An 18977-nucleotide genomic window follows, 5' to 3' on the forward strand; every position below is an offset into this window, starting at 1 on the left:
CATGGCGAAGCACACACTCGTTGTCCGGGTCGAGAACAAGTCCGGTGCCCTCACGCGGATAGCCGGCCTCTTCTCCCGCCGGGCATTCAACATCGACTCGCTGTCGGTGCGTCCCACCGACGAACCCACCACCTCCGAGATGACGATCGTCGTCGATGTGGACGAGCGCCCGCTGGAGCAGGTCATCCAGCAGCTCGACAAGCTGGTGAACGTCATCTCCATCCAAGAGCCGAGCGTTTGACCAAGGGCTCGTGCAGCTTTCGGTGCGAGTGGGTTCTGAGCGGCGTCCGCCGCTCAGCCTGAGCACACCGCCCGGCCCCGGCATGCCGGGGCCGGGCCGCCCGATTTGCCTGAGATACCCGACCCGTCGCGACGGGCCATCGGATGAGGCGCGTAGAGGGAGTCCGCCGGCCCCTGCGCCGTGGGACACGACTCAGTGACCGCCCACCACACGTGGATGCCACCCGACAGTCTTGAAGGTCGATTTGAGGGATACCACACCCGATGTCTACTACTACGATTACTCAGCCTCCGCCGGCGCCGACCCGTCGGCGAACTCCCCTGCCGATGGCGTCTCGACCGGAGCACAACGGCCAGGTGGTACTGAGCGTTTCAGCGAGTGACCTGTCCAGTTGCCGCTTCCTGGTCTCGCCGCTCCTTGAGGCACTGGCGGCGAGCGAAGTCCTGTGCGGACAGCACCCGGCTCTGCGCGGCTGGTACCGGCGCAGCCTGAAATTCGGAAATCGGCACGCACTCAACTTCCCCCAGGCCGAAGTGCAGCACCGGATTCGTCTGACGGCAGGGCAGCTGCTCCGACGACAGGGGGCGGCGAGCGGCCGTCAGGAACCCGACTTCTCGGCACTGGGTCCGTTGGAGGAGTCGGCGCGGAAGTTCTTCCAGGACTGCCTCGCCGACGACTGGCCCCGGATCAGGACCGCTCTGGAGTCCGATGTCGCGCTGCGCGCTCACAACCTGGCGGCGTTCGGAGTCCGCCAGGTCGTCGACAACCTGCCCGGCCTCACCGTGCGCGACATGCGGGATGCGCCGGGAGACGCCGGGCGCGGGCTGATCCTGGTGCCCTCGGTCTTCCAGCGGACCCGGGTGCTTCTGACGAACGAGTGCGGGACGGTCATCACCTACCCGGCGTCCGGCCACCGCCAACTCTGGGACGACAGCGAGGCGGTGGCCCCCACCCGGCTCGCCGCGCTGCTCGGCCGCGGCCGCGCGGCAGCGCTCCTCAACATCGGCGCGGGCTGCGGTACCACCGAGCTGGCCGACCGGCTCGGCGTCAGCGCGGGTACCGCCTCCGTGCACGTGACCGCCCTGCGCAACGGCGGCCTGGTCGCCACCCATCGTGTCGGCAAGGCGGTCAACCACGTTCTGACACCCGTCGGTTCGGCACTCATCACGGCGCAGCTCACCACGGAGCCCGTCATGCTCCCGCAGATGCTCTGACGCGGACGCAGTCCGACTCGGCGGGTTCCGAAGAAGAACCACCTGTTGTGCCCGCCCGGCAGCGGCGGGCACAACAGGCGACACCGGGACCCCCTTTCAGGGGTTCGTCGGACGGTGGGTCAGCCGTTGATCAGGTGGTCGGTACCGGGGACCAGGTGGCTCTGGTGGGGCGCCATGTCGTCCACGTTCACCGTCTTGATGATCCAACGGCTCTGCAGCGCCTCGGGGTCACCGACGTTGACGACCTCCTTGGCGTGGATCGTGTGGTTGTTGTACGTGATCACGAAGTCGCCGGGCTCGATGAAGACCCGCCGCTTGAGGGAGTGCAGGGTTTCGGCGACCTTGGGGACGATGGCCTTGGCGGCTTCGGTGACCCCCACGGTCCGGTTCTCGAAGAACCGCAGGTCCTCCGGGCCGCGGCCGCCGATGATCGGGTGCATGTCCGCCTCGCCGAGCTGAACCCGGCCGCCGCCCATGGTGCTCAGGTCGTCGAAGGGCGTGTAGAACTCGCTGGAGCGCAGCAGCGTCAGCTCTTCCTCGGTGAAGGAGGCGATGACGTCGATGTTCCGGACGAACGAGGTGTAGACCTCATTCACGGGGTTGCTGCGCATGCCGACCATGTACACCTGGTCGGGCCGTACGAAGTGGTTGGCGAGGTCCTTGTGGAAGTGGATCTGCTTGAGCGCCTTCTGCGACTGGCTGCCCTGCAGATGACGCTGCGGGTAGATGTCCTGGAAGACATCGCCGTCGTTGACGTTGACGTACCCGATGGCCGGAGTGTTCGCGAGCTGGGCGAACAGCGCGAGGAACCCCTCGGCGATGAACGTCTTCTTCAGCTCGTACTTGGAACGTACGGGCTGGTCAAAGTCGAACACCGGGACATCGCGGTCGTAAGGGACGTTCTTCAGGACTACTACGGGCTCGGCGGCACGGTCGCGGGTGCCCAGCGAGTCGACGTAGGCACGGAAACGCTCCGGGACCACGCCCTCGGCTATGAGCCGGCCCACCTGGAAGCGATGCGCCTCGTAAAGGCGGTAAGGGTTGGCTGTGAGGTTGTCGAGCGAATACTCCAGTGCCTCGCGCTCCGCATCCGTGAACACGAACTCTGGAGCGATGGTCCAGTTGGCTCCGACAGCAGCTTCAACAGTCATTAACGCTCCTTGTGAAATTCCCTCACCGGTGGGGGCGGGGATTCTTCCGTTCGACGCAGGGCCGGATTACGAGTTCGGCGCCGCAACAAGGGCAGTCAACTCCCGCCTTTTTGCTGTGTCCATGCATTTGAGGCAGAGTCAAAATCATCATTCAGATTCCGACGAAGTGGCGGAGAATTTCCGGAATGGCCGGTTTTAATCTACGGACAGCGGATCGGGCTCCCACCTGGGCCGGAAGCTCGGGTGTGATCCAGGCCACCTGCGATTGATCTTCCTGGCAGTCGGCTGCTAGCGTCTCAAACAGGCGAGCCGAAAATAGCTTGCGAGTGGGGGCACATAAGGCCATCAGCCGGAAAGCCACCCCACACCCCTCTCCTTGCCGTGGCGCAGAACAGCGACAATTCTCGATTCAGCTGCCCGGCATCTGCACTTTTGTGGAAGCCGTCGATTTTCTGGTCAACGGCCGGCCGCAGGCCTTAGAGAAGATCGAGAACCACATGTCGCTGACCGAAAGTCGACCGAAGATGGTGTCGCGCACCTTTGGTGTCGTGGGCACCGCATACCTGAGTCTTTTCATGGTGTCCGCGGACAATTCCATCATCAACACCGCGGTACCGAGAATTTCGGCGTCATTGCGGGCGGGCACGCCGGACGTGCAGTTCGCGATCGACGCATACATGCTGGTCTTCGCCTCGTCGCTGATCATCGCGGGCAGTGTCGTCGACCGCGTGGGTGCCCGTCGTTCGTACGCCGGGGGCGTCAGCGTGTTCACGGCCGCCTCGCTCCTAGGAGCATTCGTGCCCTCGGTGTCCATGCTGGTGCTGTCCCGCGCGGGCATGGGCATCGGTGCGGCGTTCATCGTGCCGAGCATCTTCAAGCTGTTCGCCAACGAACTGACCGACAGCGGCCGACGGCGCGTGCTCGCGCTGTGGCCGGCCGTCGTCGGTCTCGGCGTGGCCATCGGCCCAGTGCTCGGCGGCCTGCTGCTGACCCGGTTCTGGTACGGATCGATCTTCCTGATCAATGTGCCGGTCGGCGTGATCGCCCTGATCGGCACCGCCACCCTCGTCCGGCGCCGGAAACCGGAGCCTGTCACAAGGCGCCCCGACCCCGTCGGAGCGGTGCTGCTCCTGATCGGTGTCGCGGTGTTCGCCTCGGCGATCATCTTCGCCGTCGACGACCGGCTCCCCGGCTGGCTGCGGTTCGGCCTCGGCGCCGCCGGTCTGCTGACGCTGATCGGATACACCGTCCATGAACGGCGCACCGCCCGGCCGCTGTTCGACCTCGGCTACTTCCGGACCCGTACGTTCACCGGCGCCGTCGTGGCCATGTCCGGACTGTTCTTCGCCCTGTTCGGCACGGTGTTCCTAGCCGGTCAGTTCACCCAGTACGGCTTGGGCTGGAGCCCCCTGCAGGCCGGTGCCGGCCTGCTCCCGCTCGCGGTGGGGCTGACCATCGCCTCACTGTCCTGCGTCACGGTCACCTCGCGGATCGGGCCGAAGGCCACCGTGGCCACCGGGCTCGGCCTCGGTGCGCTCGGCTGCACACTGTGCGCCATGGCCGCCGCGGACCTCCGCTATCCGCTGCTCGCCGCGGGGCTGCTGTGCTGCGGGCTCGGCATGGGGCTGTCCGTCGGACCCGCGCTGACGCTGATCGTCACCAGTCTGCGACCGGCCGACGCGGGCGTCGGATCCTCCGTGAACGCCATGTTCCAGCAGATCTGGGGCGCCGGGGGCGTCGCGGTGATGGGCCTGGTGTTCTCGACGAGCTACGGGAAGCACATCGAGTCGGCGCCCGGTCTGCCCTCTTCGGCCGGCTCGGTGAGCAAGGGCTACGACCTGCTCGCCCACGGGTCCGGGCAGGCCGCGACGTGGTTCGCCGACAGCGTGAGCTCCGGCCTGCTCGCCGCCTGGATCACCGGCGCCGCGGTGGCGTCCGTCGCCGTGATCGCCGTCCTGGTGATCCTGCCCACCACCACGAGTACCTCTGCCACTCCCCGTTCGCGAAAGGTCAACGCCTGATGACTCCGGAAACCGGCGGCATGCTGTATGCCGCGATCGCCGCGCATGCGGTCGGCCGTCCCCAGAAGACCGCGTTGTCCCGTGGCGAGCACAAGCTGAGCTACCGCGAACTCGCCGATGCCTGCGACACCTTGGCCGCGCGACTGCGCGAGCTCGGCGTCGGGGCGGAGAACGTCGTGGTCATCGACCTGCCGGTCGGCTTCGACACCATCGTCGCGATGGCCGCGGTCGGCCAGGTCGGCGCGGCCTTCACCCTGCTGGAGCCGGATCTGCCGGACAGCCGCAAGCAGTTGATCGTCGACGACTGCGGCCCGGCCGCGCTGATCACTGAGTCGGGCCCGAGGCGTGGCCCGCGACCGGGGCCGCCGCTGGACGAACGGCTGGTCCGGCGCACCTCCCCCGCCGCGTACGTCGCCTACACCTCAGGGTCGACCGGGGCGCCCAAGGGAGCCGTCGTCGAGCAGGCCGCTCTGGAGAACCACGTCCTGCGCACCATCGACTGGTACGGCCTGACCTCGGACGACACCCGGCTGCTCTTCTCCTCGATCGCGTTCGACCTCGCGCTCGAACAGATCTGCACCTCGATGGTCGCCGGCTGCGAACTCGTCTTCCGGGACGAGGCGTTCGTGTACGGCGGAGCCGAGGACTTCCTTCACCACTGCCGTCGGCTCGGTGTCACCGTGCTGAGCCTGCCGACAGGCGTCTTCAACAGGTTCGGCGCCGAGCTGGCCGCGTCGGCCGGGCACACCGCGCCGGAGCTGCGCCTGGTGATGGCCGGCGGCGAGGCGCCGACCCAGGGTGCGGTGGCCGCCTGGGCGACCGTCGCGCCGGGAGGCACCCGCGTGGTGAACGGGTACGGTCCGACCGAGACGGCCGTCGTCGTCTGCTACCGGGACCTGCTGCCCGGCGACGCCATCGCGATCGGGGCGCCGATCGACGGCGTCCGGTTTCTTCTTGAGCCCCTCGGCGAAGAGGGGAACGCATCCGGTCTCGTCATCCAGGGCGTCGCGGTCGGTCGCGGCTACCTGGGGCACGCGGCGTCGTCCTCGGCGTTCTGCCTGCTCGACGGGGAGTGGTCCTACCGCACCGGCGACGTGGCCACCGCGAAGGGCGACGGCGGCTACGACCTGCACGGCCGCTACGACGCGCAGGTCAAGGTGAACGGCGGTTTCCGGGTGGAACCCGGTGAGATCGTCTCCCGGCTCCTGTCCGTCGACTTCGTCGTCGACGCGGTGGTCGTACCGTTCGAAGCCGCCGGCGGCCGGCTGCTCGCCGCGTACGTCCGGCTCGACAAGAGCCTCGCGCCGCCGCCGGATCCCGAGGCGGCGATCGTGCGGCTGCTCGCGGCCTCCCTGCCCGACTACATGGTGCCCTCGCGAGTCACCGTCCTCGACGAGTTCCCGCTGACGTCGCGCGGCAAGGTCGACCGCGCGGTACTGCTCGACCGGGCGAAGGCCCTGCCGAGCACGGATGTCGAGGACGACGCCGATCCGTCGGACGTGACCGCACAACTGCGGCGGGCTTGGCGACAGGTCCTCGGTGCCCCGCCCGAGGACGAGTCGACGAGCTTCTTCGCGGCCGGCGGCAACTCGGTCAGGGCGATCGAGCTGATCACCGAGGTGCGCGGCAGGTTGAACGTGAGCCTGCGCGCCGCCGAGCTGTACCGGACGCCCCAATTCGACGCGCTGGCCCGCCTCTTGGCCGATCGGCGTGACGGGATTCCGACCGCACACCACACCACCGGCACCACCCTGGTGCGGATGCGTCCGGCGGGCGAGGACCGGCTGTGGGTCTTCCTGCCTCCGCTGTCCGGCGCGGTCACCCGGTACGCGTCACTGGCCAGGCTGCTGCCCGCCGACGACACCGTGTGGGCCATGGAGACCCCTCCCGAGCTGTCCGGCAAGGGCATGGCGGCGCTCGCCGACGGACTCGCCGAGGTCCTGCTGGCAAGCGGCGTCGAACGGTTCGGCAGCATCTGCGTGTCCGGGTTCTCGCTGGGCGGCGTGTTCGGCTACGAGGTCGCCCGCCGGCTGCACGACCGCTGCGGCGACGCGGTGCGGGCCCTGCTCATCGACCCGCCGGACCCTGGTGCCCACCGGGTCCGTGTGGAGGACGCCTTCGACATCTTCGTCCGTGTCGGCTGGTCGATCACCATCCCCGCCCAGCGGTTCGTCGACGAGCACGGCGGGTTCGACCTGGCCGCGGTCACCGCGGCGGCCAAGGACGCGGGGACCCTGGCGCGGGACGCCGGCCAGCAGGAGATCGAGGACGCCTGGGCGGTGTACGAATCGAACGCACGGGTCCTGGACGGCTTGCTCCTGAGCCCGCCCGACGGGCTGAAGGTGCGCATCCTCCAAGGCGACACCGGTGGCCAGATCGACTACGCCCGCCGCGGGCCGACCACCGTCACGGCCGACGGCGGCAAGCCGTGGACCGGCGGACACGCCATCGGCCAGTGGCGGGACGTCCTGCCGGACGAGGCCGTCGACAAGCTGCCCGTCGACCACTTCGCCCTGCTCGAATCGCCCAACGACGAACTGGTTCGGGACTGGCTCGACGCCCAGGCCCGCCGCTGACCCATTCAGTGCAGGACAGCCCGGTTCGCCGGGGCGGCCGTTCGGTGCCGCCCCGGCGAACCGGGTGATCCGGCCGGCGAGGATGCGTCTCCGGCCCGTCCCAGTCGATGCGTCAGTTGATGCGCTGTGTGGCCTGGCGCACGAGATGTCGCAGTCGAGTCCGGTGGGGGGTGTCGGGCAGCCGGTCCAGGTGGCCCTGGGCCTGCTCGCCATACGTAGTGGCCAAGTTGCGGGCACGAACCATCGCCTGGGTGCTCTGGAGCACTCGGTGCAAGGCCGGCAGCGCCCGTTCGTGGTCGGTGTCGTTCCACAAGGCATGCAGTTCGTCCTGTTGATGCGGCGTGGCATGGGCGTACGCGAGCAGGACGGGCAGGGTGGTGCGATGGTTCCTCAGGTCGCTGGAGGCGTCCTTGCCGACGGCCTCCGAGGTGCTGTCGTAGGGCAGGAGGTCGTCACGGATCTGGAAGGCCATGCCGAGAGCCAGGCCGTACGCGCTCAGCGCCTTGACGTGGTCGTTGCCGCCGTCGACGAGGTAGGCGCCAAGGCGGCTCGCGTAGGCGAAGAGCACAGCCGTTTTGAGTTTGATCATCTCCAGGTAGGTGTCCACCGGGCAGGTGAGGTCGTCGGTGATGGACAGTTCGAGGGCCACACCGCGCGTCAGGTCTTCGCCTGTTTGGCCCGCTTCGGTGAAGGCTTGGTTGAGGCGCTCTGCGGTGACGCCCTGCTCGCGGCAGCGGGAGAGCCCTTGGAGGGCTTTCATGACCAGGCCGTTGGCGGCCAGGAGGGCGAGGTCCGCACCGAAGCGGGCGGGCGCCGAGTCCCGGCCCCTGCGCTGGTCGTCACCGTCGATGATGTCGTCGTTGATCAGGCTGGCGACATGGACGAGTTCGATGCTGACCGCGGCCTGGACCACCATGGCGGTGTCCCCGCCGACCGCTCCGGCACCTTCCACGGTGAGAACCGGCCTGAGCAGCTTCCCGACGGGCAAGAGGGCGTGGCTCTGGATCGTGGCGAGCACTCCGTCCTGCGACTGCTCGCAGCAGCGCCGCAGTTCTGCGCTGATCGCCCGGTGCGATGCCCAATGACGTACGTTGTCGGACTGCTCGTGCGCATGGGAAACAGCGATGGGAAGGCAGAAGGGAGCCGCTTCCGTGCGCGGTTGAGGGATGGCACCGGCCATGGATCCCAGTGAGGAGACCGCCAGCCGTTTCAGAGCAGCTGTACGAGGGCGGGGGCGTCGGCGCAGAACAGCGGGCAGATCCTCGGTCACGGTCTGCAGATGCAGCCGGTACAGGGACTGCATGGTGTCGATTGCGGCCTTGCCGTACGCAGGCAGGCTCGCCGCCACCATGTCGGCGCCGGCCAGGAGAGCCGCGGCCCGGTCAGCTTCGCATCGCAGCGCCCGCAGCACCTCGGGAGTTGCCCTGCGGTTCACCAGATCCGCGGGATCGGCTGCGCAGTTGTCCAGGGTCTCTCTTGAGATTCCCAGCCACCCGCGCGCCAGGTCTTCGGAGAGATCACGCAGGTTGTCCACCCGGTCCAGGCCCTCACCGAACGACAGCACCGCCTGGTCGAACGCAGGATCGCCGACCGGACCGCCCAGCAGGGGACAGCCGAGCAGAACAGGCGCGCCCACGGCATGGCGGGCGAACTCCGACAGCTCCGCCTCGGTGGCGAACTCGGTTCTCCCGATGTCTGCCTGGGTCGTCGCGACGAACCGCTCCAGTGAAGGCACCGGCAAGGCGAAAGCGACGATGCTGTGCACGATCGCGGCGCGCACAGGGTGCGCCGAACGGCCCGAACGGACTTCCGCCAGAAGGGCCTGCGTCTCCTCGGAAAACCTCGCGACATTGCCCTTGCGGTGATCCGCCAGGTCATCCACCCACCGCACCACGGCTCCCACCGCGGCCATCGCCGGCCGGCGCTGCGGCGGCAGGAACGCCCCGGCCATGGCCATGGTCCAGTCCGTCTTCAGCGCCAACTTGAAGCAAGTCCGGTACGACTTCCTCAATGTGGTGTCGTCGATACCTGCTAGATCGAGGCACTCGTCGAACTTGCCCAGTTCCCAACGTGCCAAGGCTTGACCTTTCTCGGGAGGTGATTCCTACGGTGCCTTGCGCGTGCGTGGCTCGGGCGTCCAGGCCACGGTCATCGCTCCACCCGATGCCAGCAGCAGGAAACCGAGGAACAGGCCGCCCATGTTGGCCGCGACAAGGCTGACCAGGGACAGCATGAGAGCGAGAACCCCGGGGAAGAGACGTCTTTCCGGTACGTGCCAAGTGGTGACCCCGGACACCAGGCACAGACTGCCCAGCAGCCATGCCGACGCGCCGGCCGTCCCCGAGAACGGCAACATGCTCAGGCCGTTCCAGGTGGTTACCACGAGTTCGACGCCTCCCAGGCACATCAACAGGCCGCCCCAGAAGGGACGTGCGCGATACCAGGGCAGCCAGCGGGACCGGACGGCCGGCCACAGTCGGTTCACCGTCACTCCTCGGAGCCCTGAGAGCCGGTGGGGCAGCCTTGTCGGCCGTGGACGAAGTCCGCGTGGAACCCCTTCGCGGCGAGGGTGGCAGCGGCGAACGTCCGGGGTTCGACACGGACCTTGGACGCCGTGAAGGAGCCTGCTGTCAGTTTGAAGGGCGTGGTCTGCTCCCGCCCCGCCACGTCGGTCTTCATGCTGGCGGAGGAAAGGGAAACGCTCGACGAGGTGAGGGAGGCGGCTTCGATGGTGAATCCCGAGCTGGAGAGCGTGTCGGCATACAGACGCGCAGTGGTGGCCCCGATCACCGGCAGCTCCACCGTGGACGTCACGCATACGCCGTCGGCCTGAAAGTCCTCGAACAGAGACAGGAGCGCCGTATCGGGGTGTTCGCCCGAGGAGAGACCCGGAGCGATGGACATGCCGGTCACGTGGATCTGATCCGCAGTGATCACGACGGGTACGCGTCCGGTGAACGCGAACTGCAGCGCACCGGCACTGCCGCTCGACAACAGCGCATACGCAGCCCCGAGAACAACTGCCAACACTGCCGCGCAACGCCGCCACCGAACGTGCCCCGACGGTGTCACCGGGGCCTCCGTCGGCTCGCTCGACCCGCCTTCGCAGCGCAAGGCCCACTCTCCTCTTCTCATTGGGTTCGTCACGCCTGCCGGGCCCGAAGGCAACCGGAGCATCCGATGGACCGCCTCGGGGACATCGGCGCAGCAGCTCATTGCAACCGCCCTGCCACCCGGACCCCCGCTGTGACTACTTGCCGTTCCAGCTCCCCACCGGCCGCTTGATCCCCTTCTCGGTAAGCCAATAGGGCATCCCGATCAACGCCACATGGCATCAACTGGTGCTCCGCAAAGGGCACGTTCACCCAAACGAGCACAACGAGGGGGAAGCAGCCGCCGCCCTCATCCTGGAACGGGCCAAGGACTCCACCCTGCTCGGCTCCTCACCTAAGGCCCTGCCCGCCGCATGCGGCTGTGCCACAGACATCCACCACCCCCACCGGAGGCGACACCGGCCCGTCTTCCATGCCGTTCTCCACCATGGCTACGCGGACTTCCCGGCCGACGAGACCGCCACACAATTCGCTGTGCCGCACTCGGCCTTGGCGACGGCCCCCTTGGCCTCCGTGCCGTTGATGGTGACGCCACAGCCCGCCTGGCCCCCCTTGCCCCCCTTGGCCCATGACCAGGCTGAGGTGGGGCGAGCCCTCGCCGTCCGTCACCCTGGTCGGCGCCGGCCTCGCGGAACTCTTGCGCGCGGGCCGGTGATACGCGCCTTGAGGAAATTCTCCAAGGCCGAACTCGACGCTCTGGTCGCCGAGGTGACCGTGGATGCCTACGGCGAGTACGAACAGCTTGGTTCCTTCGCCGTGGTGATCGGCGACCGGCTGGCCCTGCCGTTCGAGACCACCGTCCTCGGCGTCACGGTCACCGTCACCGCGATTGAGCTGAATCCCAGCAATCAGATCACCGCCCGGTGCCGGCGCGGCCGGTACCGCCAGGCCATCGGAATCCTCGACCTCCCGGTGCCCACTCCCCCACCCGACGGTCGGGAATGGGTGGAGGCGTACCGCCACTGGACGTCCTGAATCCGCCTGCGCTGCGGCGTCGAGGGCCGCAAGGCGGCAGCCGAGGATGTCCCGTTCCTGCACGTCGAGTTCAGCAACACGGTGCGCACGCCCGCACGAGGCGCGCCGTCACCGCCGTGGACACGCTCACCGCCCGGTGGGCGGCGGGCCAGGAGAGCACAGGGCGGGACTGACGCCACGGTCGCGGGTTCAGCGGTGCTGGGAGGGCGTACCGGCGGCGTCAGCCTTCGCGGATGGCGTAGCCGAGCGCTCGTTGGCCGAGGGTCTCCTCGACGATGTCGAGGAGTTCCAGCAGAGCCTCGGCGATCGCGGCGGGCTTCTCGCCGGCCGCGATGCGTCGGCCGATCTCGCTGTAGAGCAGTGAGTGGAACCAGCCGATCTCGCTGGCGACCACGCGTGGCGTCTGGTCGTCGGGGGCCGCTGCGGTCTCTTCGGCCAGGACCGCGGCGAGGGCGTCGGTCATCTGTCGGCCGAGGTCTTCCAGGCGGGCGGTGAGCGTGGGGGCTGCCCGCATCATCTCGAATACGGGGCCGAAGCCCGCGGTCAGGCCCACCTTCCGGTCCCGGCGCCGCAGTTCGTCCCGCAGTTGGCCGAGCACCGCTCGCGCGGCGGACTCGCCGGGCTGCCGGGCGCGCACGATGTCGGCGAGCCGCTGCGGGGATGCCTCGTCCGGCGGCAGAACGAGGTCTTCCTTGGCCGCGAAGTAGTTGTAGAGGGTGTTGACCGAGACGTCCGCGGTTGCTGCGACTTCGGCGATGGTGACGTTGTCGAAGCCCCGTGCCACGAACAGGCCGAGAGCCGTCTCGGAGATCCGTTGCCGCGTCTGCCGTTTCTTCCGCTCCCGCAGTCCTTCACTCACAGCAGCTCCTGGGGAAGCCACTGGGCGGATACCCGTGCGCGGGAGGCGAGGTGGGTCACATAGGCGTCGCGGACGTCCTGCGGGGTGGCGAACCCCGGCTCGTCGGCCAGCCACGCGTCCGGCACGGCCGCGACCACCCGGTGCAGCACCTCCGGGGGCACCCGGGGGGCCAGTTCGGCGTCCGCCGCCGCCATGTCGAGGCCGGGCGAGCCCAGCGCGTGCGACCGGAAGTCGTAGGCCTTGCCGACCGCGTCCGCCGCGCCCTCCCACCGGTAGTGGAACACCAGCGCCGCGCCGTGGTCGATGAGCCACCGACGGGGCTCTTGGCGGCCGGAGGTCGGCCACGTCATGAGATTCGGGCTGTGCACCGTACGGTCCACATTCGCGGTGAACGCGTCCAGCCAGAGAATCCTGGCCGACTCCACCGGATCGGCATCGGGCGCACCCGGAGTGAAGTCGGCGGCTCCCGGCAGGTAGTCCATGCCGAGGTTGATCCCCGCGCTGGCGTGCAGCAGGTCCTGCACCTCCTGGTGCGGTTCCTCGGCGGCTACCGAGGGATCGAAGTCCACCAGCACCAACTCCGGTACCCGCAGCCCGAGGTGACGCGCCAGTTCGCCCACGATGACCTCGGCGACGAGCGCCTTGCGGCCCTGTGCCGAGCCGGTGAACTTGACCACGTACGTCCCCAGGTCGTCGGCCTCGACGATGCCGGGGACGGAGCCGCCGCTCCGCAGCGGGGTCACATACCGCACGGCCGTCACCGTGCGCAGCCCGTCCGAGGGTGTCTCCATACACTCCTGTCCCTGCTCCGGCTGCTGGCGCCCGCCCCGGCTAAAAGTGAAATGCACTGCAAATATACAACGCGCTATCGTTTTTGTGAGCTTCCACGGGAGGGAACGATGACAGTGACGACGGTCGGGCACGAGGCCGCGGTGGGACGCGCCAACGCGGCTCTTCAGACATACACGCTCTCGGGCGACGGCTGGCGCCGCAGCCCCGGCGAGACCCTGCAGCAAGCCCTCGCCGACCTTCTCCACTGGTGTGACGACACCCAGCGCGACTTCGACACCGCCCTCAAGCAGGCACGCGCCCGGCACGCCGCGGAGAACTCGCCCTCCGCATAGGCGCGGACCGCCCTGCGCACGCGGCCGGCTACAGCATCTCTCGATCAGCCACGCCCTGGTGTGCCCACTGCCACGACTCACCTCTCGTGGCTCCAAGTCCCGGGTTGCTGACCGAACGTGAGTCATGGCCGGAGGGGATCACCGTGCACCTCGGCGCGACGCCTTCTCGGCCGGGCCAAGAAGACCCGCCCCGCCATCGCCAGGAGCTGAGTCGGCACCGGCTTCAAGAATGCCGTCGTCGAGCACGGCGCCAGGCGGTGGCGGCTTTCAGGCTGCGGCCGTCTCCCGAGCGGGCGGCCCGATCGCGGCGCCGAGTACGGCGTTGTTGGGCAGGAGCATCTTGCCGTCGTCGGTGTGGAGTTCGATGAACAGCAGGGTCATATCGGTGACTTCGCCCTCGATGCGGCCGCCGAGCGGGCCGGACTGGACGCTGATCCTCTCGCCGATCGTGAAGGGGTGCGCGACCAGCAGTACCAGGCCGGCGAAGATGTTGCCGAGGACCGGCTGGGCGGCGATGCCCAGGATCACGCCGGTCAGCGCACCGCCGACCAGCAGTTTCTCCCACGGGACCCGGACCAGGCTGAGTGCGCCGAGGATCACCAGTGCGTAGCCGGACAGCAGGCATATCACGCGCAGCGCGGCCGAGCGGTTGTCGCTGAGCCGCCCGGTCAGCAGCTTCACCAGGTCGTCGGTGGCTCCGCGCACGGCGATCAGCGCGCCCACCAGGAAGACCCCCGCGCTGATGCCGGCGACCACCCGGGACGTCATCGACTGGTGGCTGTCCGGATTGCCGAGCAGTCCGCCGAAGTTGAGCGACACGACGAGCCCGCCGAGGGCGAGCGACGTGGTGATCACGGCCCGCCGGGTGCGGATCACCCCGCGCCAGTGCAGGCCGTGCCCAACGGTGCTGCCTGCGGCTTTGTGGTCGTGGTCCATCGATGGGCCCCCTGTGGTGTGAACGTCGCGGAGCAGAGTACCCGCACTCGCGGAGGCGGTTCGGCCACGGTGCGGCGGAACCCGAACGAGTCGTTCCGCGTCAAGGGTTCACCAAGTAGTTGCGTGATCGCGCAAGAATCAGGCTATGCTTCTGGAGGTTTGAAGAAGGCACCTCGTTCGGTGAGGCGTCTGCACGGACACAGGCCACTGACCCCACGACGTCGAGAGACGCCCAGGGTCAGGACAGGTCTCCCCGACTTAAGGGGTGACCCCAAGTGGCTTCCCCAGCAGGGGGATTACGCCGTGCAGTGCCAAAGCTCTGACGAGTTGGGGTGAACCGGGATCCGCCCGGTCCGCTCCTTGCCGCGTCGTCCAGCGCCCGTGTGCGCTCCGGCCGGAAGGAGGCGAGAGACATGGACTGCAGTTGCAGTAGTCCGGGCCATAGTCGGCCCCGCATCCGATCGACCTCGCCCGTCCTCGGCACGCGATAACGACACTCCCTCCGCACACTCCTTCTCACCCGCACCCGTACGGCCCCCGGCCGTCCCGGGCGGCCGGGCTGCTTCGGTGTGCCATATGTGACTGCCGCGTGCCCCCATGTTCTCCCCCTGCCAGGGGAATCGGGAGGCTCACCATGACCACCGCACCCGCCAGGCCCACCATTCCGACCCCCCGCACCGCCGTACTGGACGACGCCCACGTCGGCGACATCCGCGGCGCGCTGGGCACCATCAAGCAGGACGACCACGGCGAGCGCCGGGGCCTGTCAGCCAAGCTCAAGACCCTCCTTGCGATAGTCGGCCCGGGCCTGATCGTGATGGTCGGCGACAACGACGCCGGCGCCTTCGCCACGTACGGCCAGGCCGGCCAGAACTACGGCACCAGCCTGCTGTGGACCCTGCTCCTCCTGATTCCCGTGCTCTACGTGAACCAGGAGATGGTGCTGCGCCTGGGTGCGGTCACCGGCGTCGGACACGCCCGCCTCATCCTTGAGCGGTTCGGCAAGTTCTGGGGCGCGTTCAGCGTCATCGACCTGTTCCTCCTCAACGCCCTCACCCTCGTTACCGAGTTCATCGGCATCACGTTGGCCGCGGGGTATCTGGGGCTGCCCAAGGTGGCGTCGGTGGTGCTGGCCGCGGCGGTCATCATCGCTTCCGCGTTCACCGGATCCTTCCGCCGCTTCGAGCGCATCGCGATCATCCTGTGTGCCGGTTCGCTGCTGCTGGTTCCGCTGTACTTCATCATTCACCCGGCCTCCTCGCAGATGGCACACGACTTCGTGGTGCCCAACATGCCCGGCGGCTCGGGTGAGTTGGCGACGGTGATGCTGCTGATCATCGGCATCGTCGGCACCACGGTGGCGCCCTGGCAGCTGTTCTTCCAGCAGTCGTACGTCATCGACAAGCGCATCACCCCGCGCTTCATGAAGTACGAGAAGGCCGATCTGTGGCTCGGCATCGCCATCGTCATCATCGGCGCCGCCGCCGTCATGGGCATGGCCGCCGCCGCGTTCGCCGGAACCAGCGGCTTCGGCAACTTCGACGACACCGCCGGTGTCGCGGCCGGCATCGAGGCCCACGCGGGCAAGGTCGCCGGCGTGCTCTTCGCAGTGGCCCTCCTCGACGCCTCGATCATCGGCGCCTTCGCAGTCTCACTCTCCACCGCCTACGCCATCGGCGACGTGTTCGGCATGAAGCATTCGCTGCACCGCGGCGTGAAGGGCGCCAAGGGCTTCTACGCCATCTATGCCGGCCTGGTGGCCGTGGCCGCCACGATCGTCCTGATCCCCGGCTCCCCGCTCGGCCTGCTCACCCAGGGCGTACAGACCCTGGCCGGAGTCCTGCTGCCGTCCGCCTCCGTATTCCTGCTTCTCCTCTGCAACGACAAGGCCGTGCTCGGCCCGTGGGTCAACGGCCCGAAGACCAACGCGTTCACCGCCGCGGTCGTCGGCGTCCTGGTCACCCTCTCCGTCATCCTGACCGCCTCCGTCCTGTTCCCCGACATCACCGCGAACGCGATCCTGAACATCATGGCCGCCTGCGGCGTGGCCGGGGTCCTGGCAGCCGGATACTCCTTCACCCGGCGGCGCACCGGCACCAAGGAAGACCCGATCGACCGCACCGGACGCGACGGCTGGCGGATGCCGCCCCTGGAGACACTCACCCGGCCGACCATGTCCACCACCCGCAAGATCGGCATGGGCGCCCTGCGCACCTACCTGCTGATCGCGATGATCCTGGTCGTCATCAAGGTCGTCCAGGTCGCCCTCGGCCAGTGAGCCCCGCGCGGGGCGGCGAACAACGCCGCCCTCGCGGACGCAGCGCCATACAGCCGTCGACTCCCCTCGGCCCGTCACCAACTCCCCTTGAACAAGGGGGGATCCGATGCGTTTCCTTCAGCACGTTGCCGGGTGGCCGGTATCCGGGGAGAGCAGCCGGCACACCTGCCGGTGACGTAACACCCGGGCCCGGCGTTCCCCGGTGCGAGCGCGGAGTGTCGTCCAGCCGACGGCTCAGGGGGCGGGGCATCAGCCCCTCTCGGGCGACCGGTTCGACCCCGTTACGGGGCGGGACTGGGGCGCAGCTGACCGGGGGCGGGCAGGCCCTGGGGCACCGGCGATACGCCGTGGACCCGCTCGGCCGGGGTGCCGCTGAGTGCTTGGTCCATGTATGCGAGAAGTGCGTCGCCGATCGGGTTCGGCAGCGGCTTGCCGTCGTCGCCGAACCGCTCGTACTTCATCAGGTTGTGGCCGATCGCGGCCTGGCGGCGCCCGTCCTCCGTGGACATCGCCCAGGTCCCCGCCCCGAACACGCCACCGTCGTGGCCCCAGTACCAACCGCCGCTGGGCATCTTGAGGGTGAACAGACCGAGCCCGTACCGCATCGCCACCTCCTGTCCCGCCTCCGGCTCGTACGCGGGAACCGTCGTCTTCATCTCCCGCAGCTGTGCCGCGCAGAGCAGCTTCCCGCCCAGCAGCCGGCGGTAGAAGTCGTTGAGGTCGTCCATCGTGGAGACCATCGCACCGGCCGTCCCGGCCCAGGACATGTCGTAGACGCTGTAGTCGCGTGCCGGTGCGATGGTGCCGTAGAACGACTCGTACATCTTGGCGTGCGGCCCTTCGATGCGGGCGGAGCGCGGGAAGTAGGTGTGCCGCAGCCCGGCCTCGCGGATGACGTTGTTGGTGATGTACGACTCGGGGTCCTGGCCCGTGACCTTCTTCAACAGCAGTCCGGCGATGATGTAGTTGGTGTTCGCGTACGCGTACTTGCCGCGCGGGGCCAGCGGCTTGGCCGCCAGCCCCAGGCGGACCAGCTCCTCGGGGGCCAGCTTGTGGAACTGGCCTTCGTCCAGGGCCTGTCCCGGGTCCTTCACCAGCTTGGGGAAGGCGGGCAGCATGTAGTCCGCGATGCCGCTCGTGTGGTTGAGCAGCATCCGCACCGTCACCTTCCGTCCCCGCTCTCCCGGCACCAGCTCCGGAAGGTAGTCACCGATCGGGGTGTCCAGGCCAATCCGGCCCGTGGCCACCTGCTGGAGGACAGCTACCGAGGTGAAGGTCTTCGTGATGCTGCCGATCCGGTGTTCGTAGTCGGGGCGCATCGGCCGTCCGGTGTCGAGGTCGGCGACACCTGCCGCTCCCCGCCACCGCTCAAGGCCGTCCCTCACCGATGAGTAGGCCCGTACATCCCCGCCTGATGGAACGCCTCAAGCGAGGCACTCAACGCCTTCCGGTCGAGACCGGACGGTGTGGAGACGGCGGAGGCAGAGACGGAGGCCGGTGGCGGGATGGCGGCCCCGGCCGGAAGCGCACCGACCGCGAGGGACAGCAGGGCCGCCGATGCCACGGCGGCCAGGCGCACTGTCCGGCGGTCGGGGCGTGAACTCGACTGGGTGTCAGGCATGGGCAGATCCCGTCTCTTCAGGTGTGCGTGGCGGATGTCTCCATCCTCTGCGCGCCCCACCGGCCGTCCCTCCACCCTCAGAACGACCTTGCTCACAGGAAAAGATGACGTTTGTCAGGTTCGATGACACAGACGCAACCGGCCAACGAGAGACGGGAGTTCATCGAGCCGACCGGGCGACTCGGGAGGTCGTCGCTGTCGGCCATGGCCGCAGCGCCCGGCTCAAGCGGCGATCGTCCACCGGTCGAACGCGCCCGGCCGGGTACGCCGGGACTCGGCCAATCCCGCGATGCCGCATATCTGCCTGCGGTGCCCAGCTGATCTGGTCGGACAGATTCGTACGCATCACATAGGAAAGGTCAAGTCGGCAATGGAGCATTGGGTTCCGGAATGTTCGTGACAGGGGCCATTGCGCTTTTGATCATGACCCGGTGCGGCTACCGATCGGAGGGGTGGCGTTGCCGAGTCCGAGCCTCCAGGGGAAGCGGCACTTTTCACACTGAAAGCCGGAACATCCCTTTATTTCATGACTGTTGAACGCGGGATTGAAAGTCCGACGGGTGTCCGAAACGCTTCGGAGGTCATCTTATTCGGCGTTGACTGGCCGAGAACCACCCAATAGGTTCGCTCTGCTCGATCGCCGATGCTCTGCAAAGAACCTGGAGGTTCCCATGCCTGAGACGAACAACGAGCCGCAGTTCAGTGAACTCGACGACCTGGACGTCATCGAGTCGGCCGAGCTGAAGGTGGGTGGCGCATTCCACGCCTTCCGCTTCAAGTCCCTCATCGAGGCCGACCCGGAGTCCTGACCCAGGACAAGCGCACCGGTGGAGCTGGGCTTCCGGCTCCACCACCTGGAACGTCGACG

General features: G+C 68.2%; 17 protein-coding genes, 1 pseudogene and 1 riboswitch. Of the genes and pseudogenes, 8 read left to right on the forward strand and 10 right to left on the reverse strand.

Features of this window, described 5'->3' with window-relative positions:
• Position 1 precedes the first annotated feature (1 nt).
• Together ilvN and ACSHXC_RS05530 are read left to right on the forward strand one after the other, a co-directional pair.
• Positions 2 to 229, forward strand: a pseudogene (gene ilvN, locus ACSHXC_RS05525) (acetolactate synthase small subunit); the annotation flags it as partial.
• Between the two features lie 338 nt (positions 230 to 567).
• Complete coding sequence (locus tag ACSHXC_RS05530) at positions 568 to 1455, forward strand: hypothetical protein (RefSeq protein WP_438290467.1); 888 nt, start codon at positions 568 to 570, stop codon at positions 1453 to 1455.
• A gap of 119 nt (positions 1456 to 1574) precedes the next feature.
• Here ACSHXC_RS05530 and ACSHXC_RS05535 read toward each other — a convergent pair whose 3' ends face one another.
• Positions 1575 to 2606: a hypothetical protein gene (locus ACSHXC_RS05535; RefSeq protein ID WP_438290468.1), complete on the reverse strand. Its 1032-nt coding sequence runs from the start codon at positions 2604 to 2606 to the stop codon at positions 1575 to 1577.
• 409 nt (positions 2607 to 3015) lie between these two features.
• On the reverse strand, positions 3016 to 3312 hold the full coding sequence (locus ACSHXC_RS05540; RefSeq protein ID WP_438297100.1) for a hypothetical protein: 297 nt from the start codon (positions 3310 to 3312) through the stop codon (positions 3016 to 3018).
• Here ACSHXC_RS05540 and ACSHXC_RS05545 point away from each other — a divergent pair.
• Together ACSHXC_RS05545 and ACSHXC_RS05550 are read left to right on the forward strand one after the other, a co-directional pair.
• Positions 3227 to 4627, forward strand: a complete 1401-nt coding sequence (locus ACSHXC_RS05545; protein WP_438296448.1) for an MFS transporter — start codon at positions 3227 to 3229, stop codon at positions 4625 to 4627. The two genes, ACSHXC_RS05540 and ACSHXC_RS05545, sit on opposite strands and share 86 nt — an antisense overlap.
• The gene (locus tag ACSHXC_RS05550) at positions 4627 to 7203 is read left to right on the forward strand and encodes an AMP-binding protein (RefSeq protein WP_438290469.1); all 2577 of its coding nucleotides are present in this window, start codon (positions 4627 to 4629) and stop codon (positions 7201 to 7203) included. The genes ACSHXC_RS05545 and ACSHXC_RS05550 overlap by 1 nt, the downstream gene beginning before the upstream one ends.
• A 112-nt stretch (positions 7204 to 7315) precedes the next feature.
• Here the strand turns inward: ACSHXC_RS05550 and ACSHXC_RS05555 are convergent, their stop codons facing one another.
• From ACSHXC_RS05555 to ACSHXC_RS05565, 3 genes are read right to left on the reverse strand one after another with little or no spacing between them, the layout of a single operon-like run.
• Positions 7316 to 9280: a polyprenyl synthetase family protein gene (locus ACSHXC_RS05555; RefSeq protein WP_438290470.1), complete on the reverse strand. Its 1965-nt coding sequence runs from the start codon at positions 9278 to 9280 to the stop codon at positions 7316 to 7318.
• 27 nt (positions 9281 to 9307) lie between these two features.
• The gene (locus tag ACSHXC_RS05560) at positions 9308 to 9688 is read right to left on the reverse strand and encodes a DUF6114 domain-containing protein (RefSeq protein WP_438290471.1); all 381 of its coding nucleotides are present in this window, start codon (positions 9686 to 9688) and stop codon (positions 9308 to 9310) included.
• 2 nt (positions 9689 to 9690) lie between these two features.
• Positions 9691 to 10317, reverse strand: a complete 627-nt coding sequence (locus ACSHXC_RS05565; protein ID WP_438290472.1) for a DUF6230 family protein — start codon at positions 10315 to 10317, stop codon at positions 9691 to 9693.
• A gap of 662 nt (positions 10318 to 10979) precedes the next feature.
• Here ACSHXC_RS05565 and ACSHXC_RS05570 point away from each other — a divergent pair.
• Positions 10980 to 11291, forward strand: coding sequence for a hypothetical protein (locus ACSHXC_RS05570; RefSeq protein WP_438290473.1), 312 nt, complete (start codon positions 10980 to 10982; stop codon positions 11289 to 11291).
• Positions 11292 to 11511: 220 nt separating this feature from the next.
• On the opposite strand, the gene ACSHXC_RS05575 is transcribed toward ACSHXC_RS05570, so the two are convergent.
• Together ACSHXC_RS05575 and ACSHXC_RS05580 are read right to left on the reverse strand one after the other, a co-directional pair.
• Positions 11512 to 12150: a TetR/AcrR family transcriptional regulator gene (locus tag ACSHXC_RS05575; RefSeq protein ID WP_438290474.1), complete on the reverse strand. Its 639-nt coding sequence runs from the start codon at positions 12148 to 12150 to the stop codon at positions 11512 to 11514.
• Complete coding sequence (locus ACSHXC_RS05580; RefSeq protein ID WP_438290475.1) at positions 12147 to 12941, reverse strand: HipA family kinase; 795 nt, start codon at positions 12939 to 12941, stop codon at positions 12147 to 12149. The genes ACSHXC_RS05575 and ACSHXC_RS05580 overlap by 4 nt, the downstream gene beginning before the upstream one ends.
• A gap of 108 nt (positions 12942 to 13049) precedes the next feature.
• Between ACSHXC_RS05580 and ACSHXC_RS05585 the strand changes: the two genes are divergently transcribed.
• Complete coding sequence (locus ACSHXC_RS05585) at positions 13050 to 13274, forward strand: hypothetical protein (RefSeq protein ID WP_438290476.1); 225 nt, start codon at positions 13050 to 13052, stop codon at positions 13272 to 13274.
• A gap of 267 nt (positions 13275 to 13541) precedes the next feature.
• Here the strand turns inward: ACSHXC_RS05585 and ACSHXC_RS05590 are convergent, their stop codons facing one another.
• A complete protein-coding gene (locus ACSHXC_RS05590; RefSeq protein ID WP_438290477.1) occupies positions 13542 to 14210 on the reverse strand; it encodes a mechanosensitive ion channel domain-containing protein in 669 nt (222 codons plus the stop codon).
• A gap of 165 nt (positions 14211 to 14375) precedes the next feature.
• A riboswitch (M-box (ykoK) riboswitch) is annotated at positions 14376 to 14549 on the forward strand.
• A 295-nt stretch (positions 14550 to 14844) separates the two neighbouring features.
• Here ACSHXC_RS05590 and ACSHXC_RS05595 point away from each other — a divergent pair.
• Positions 14845 to 16488, forward strand: a complete 1644-nt coding sequence (locus ACSHXC_RS05595; RefSeq protein WP_438290478.1) for an NRAMP family divalent metal transporter — start codon at positions 14845 to 14847, stop codon at positions 16486 to 16488.
• Between the two features lie 281 nt (positions 16489 to 16769).
• Here the strand turns inward: ACSHXC_RS05595 and ACSHXC_RS05600 are convergent, their stop codons facing one another.
• Positions 16770 to 17873, reverse strand: a complete 1104-nt coding sequence (locus ACSHXC_RS05600; protein WP_438290480.1) for a serine hydrolase domain-containing protein — start codon at positions 17871 to 17873, stop codon at positions 16770 to 16772.
• Positions 17870 to 18109 (reverse strand): hypothetical protein, encoded by a 240-nt coding sequence (locus tag ACSHXC_RS05605; protein ID WP_438290481.1) that lies wholly within the window; start codon positions 18107 to 18109, stop codon positions 17870 to 17872. Before ACSHXC_RS05605 ends, ACSHXC_RS05600 begins: the two co-directional genes overlap by 4 nt.
• A gap of 671 nt (positions 18110 to 18780) precedes the next feature.
• Here ACSHXC_RS05605 and ACSHXC_RS05610 point away from each other — a divergent pair.
• Entirely contained in the window at positions 18781 to 18918 is a 138-nt protein-coding gene (locus ACSHXC_RS05610) for a hypothetical protein (protein ID WP_386002270.1), read from the forward strand.
• The last annotated feature ends 59 nt before the right edge of the window (positions 18919 to 18977 follow it).

It is taken from the genome of Streptomyces sp. HUAS TT7 (assembly GCF_051550175.1).
Lineage (GTDB): Bacteria > Actinomycetota > Actinomycetes > Streptomycetales > Streptomycetaceae > Streptomyces.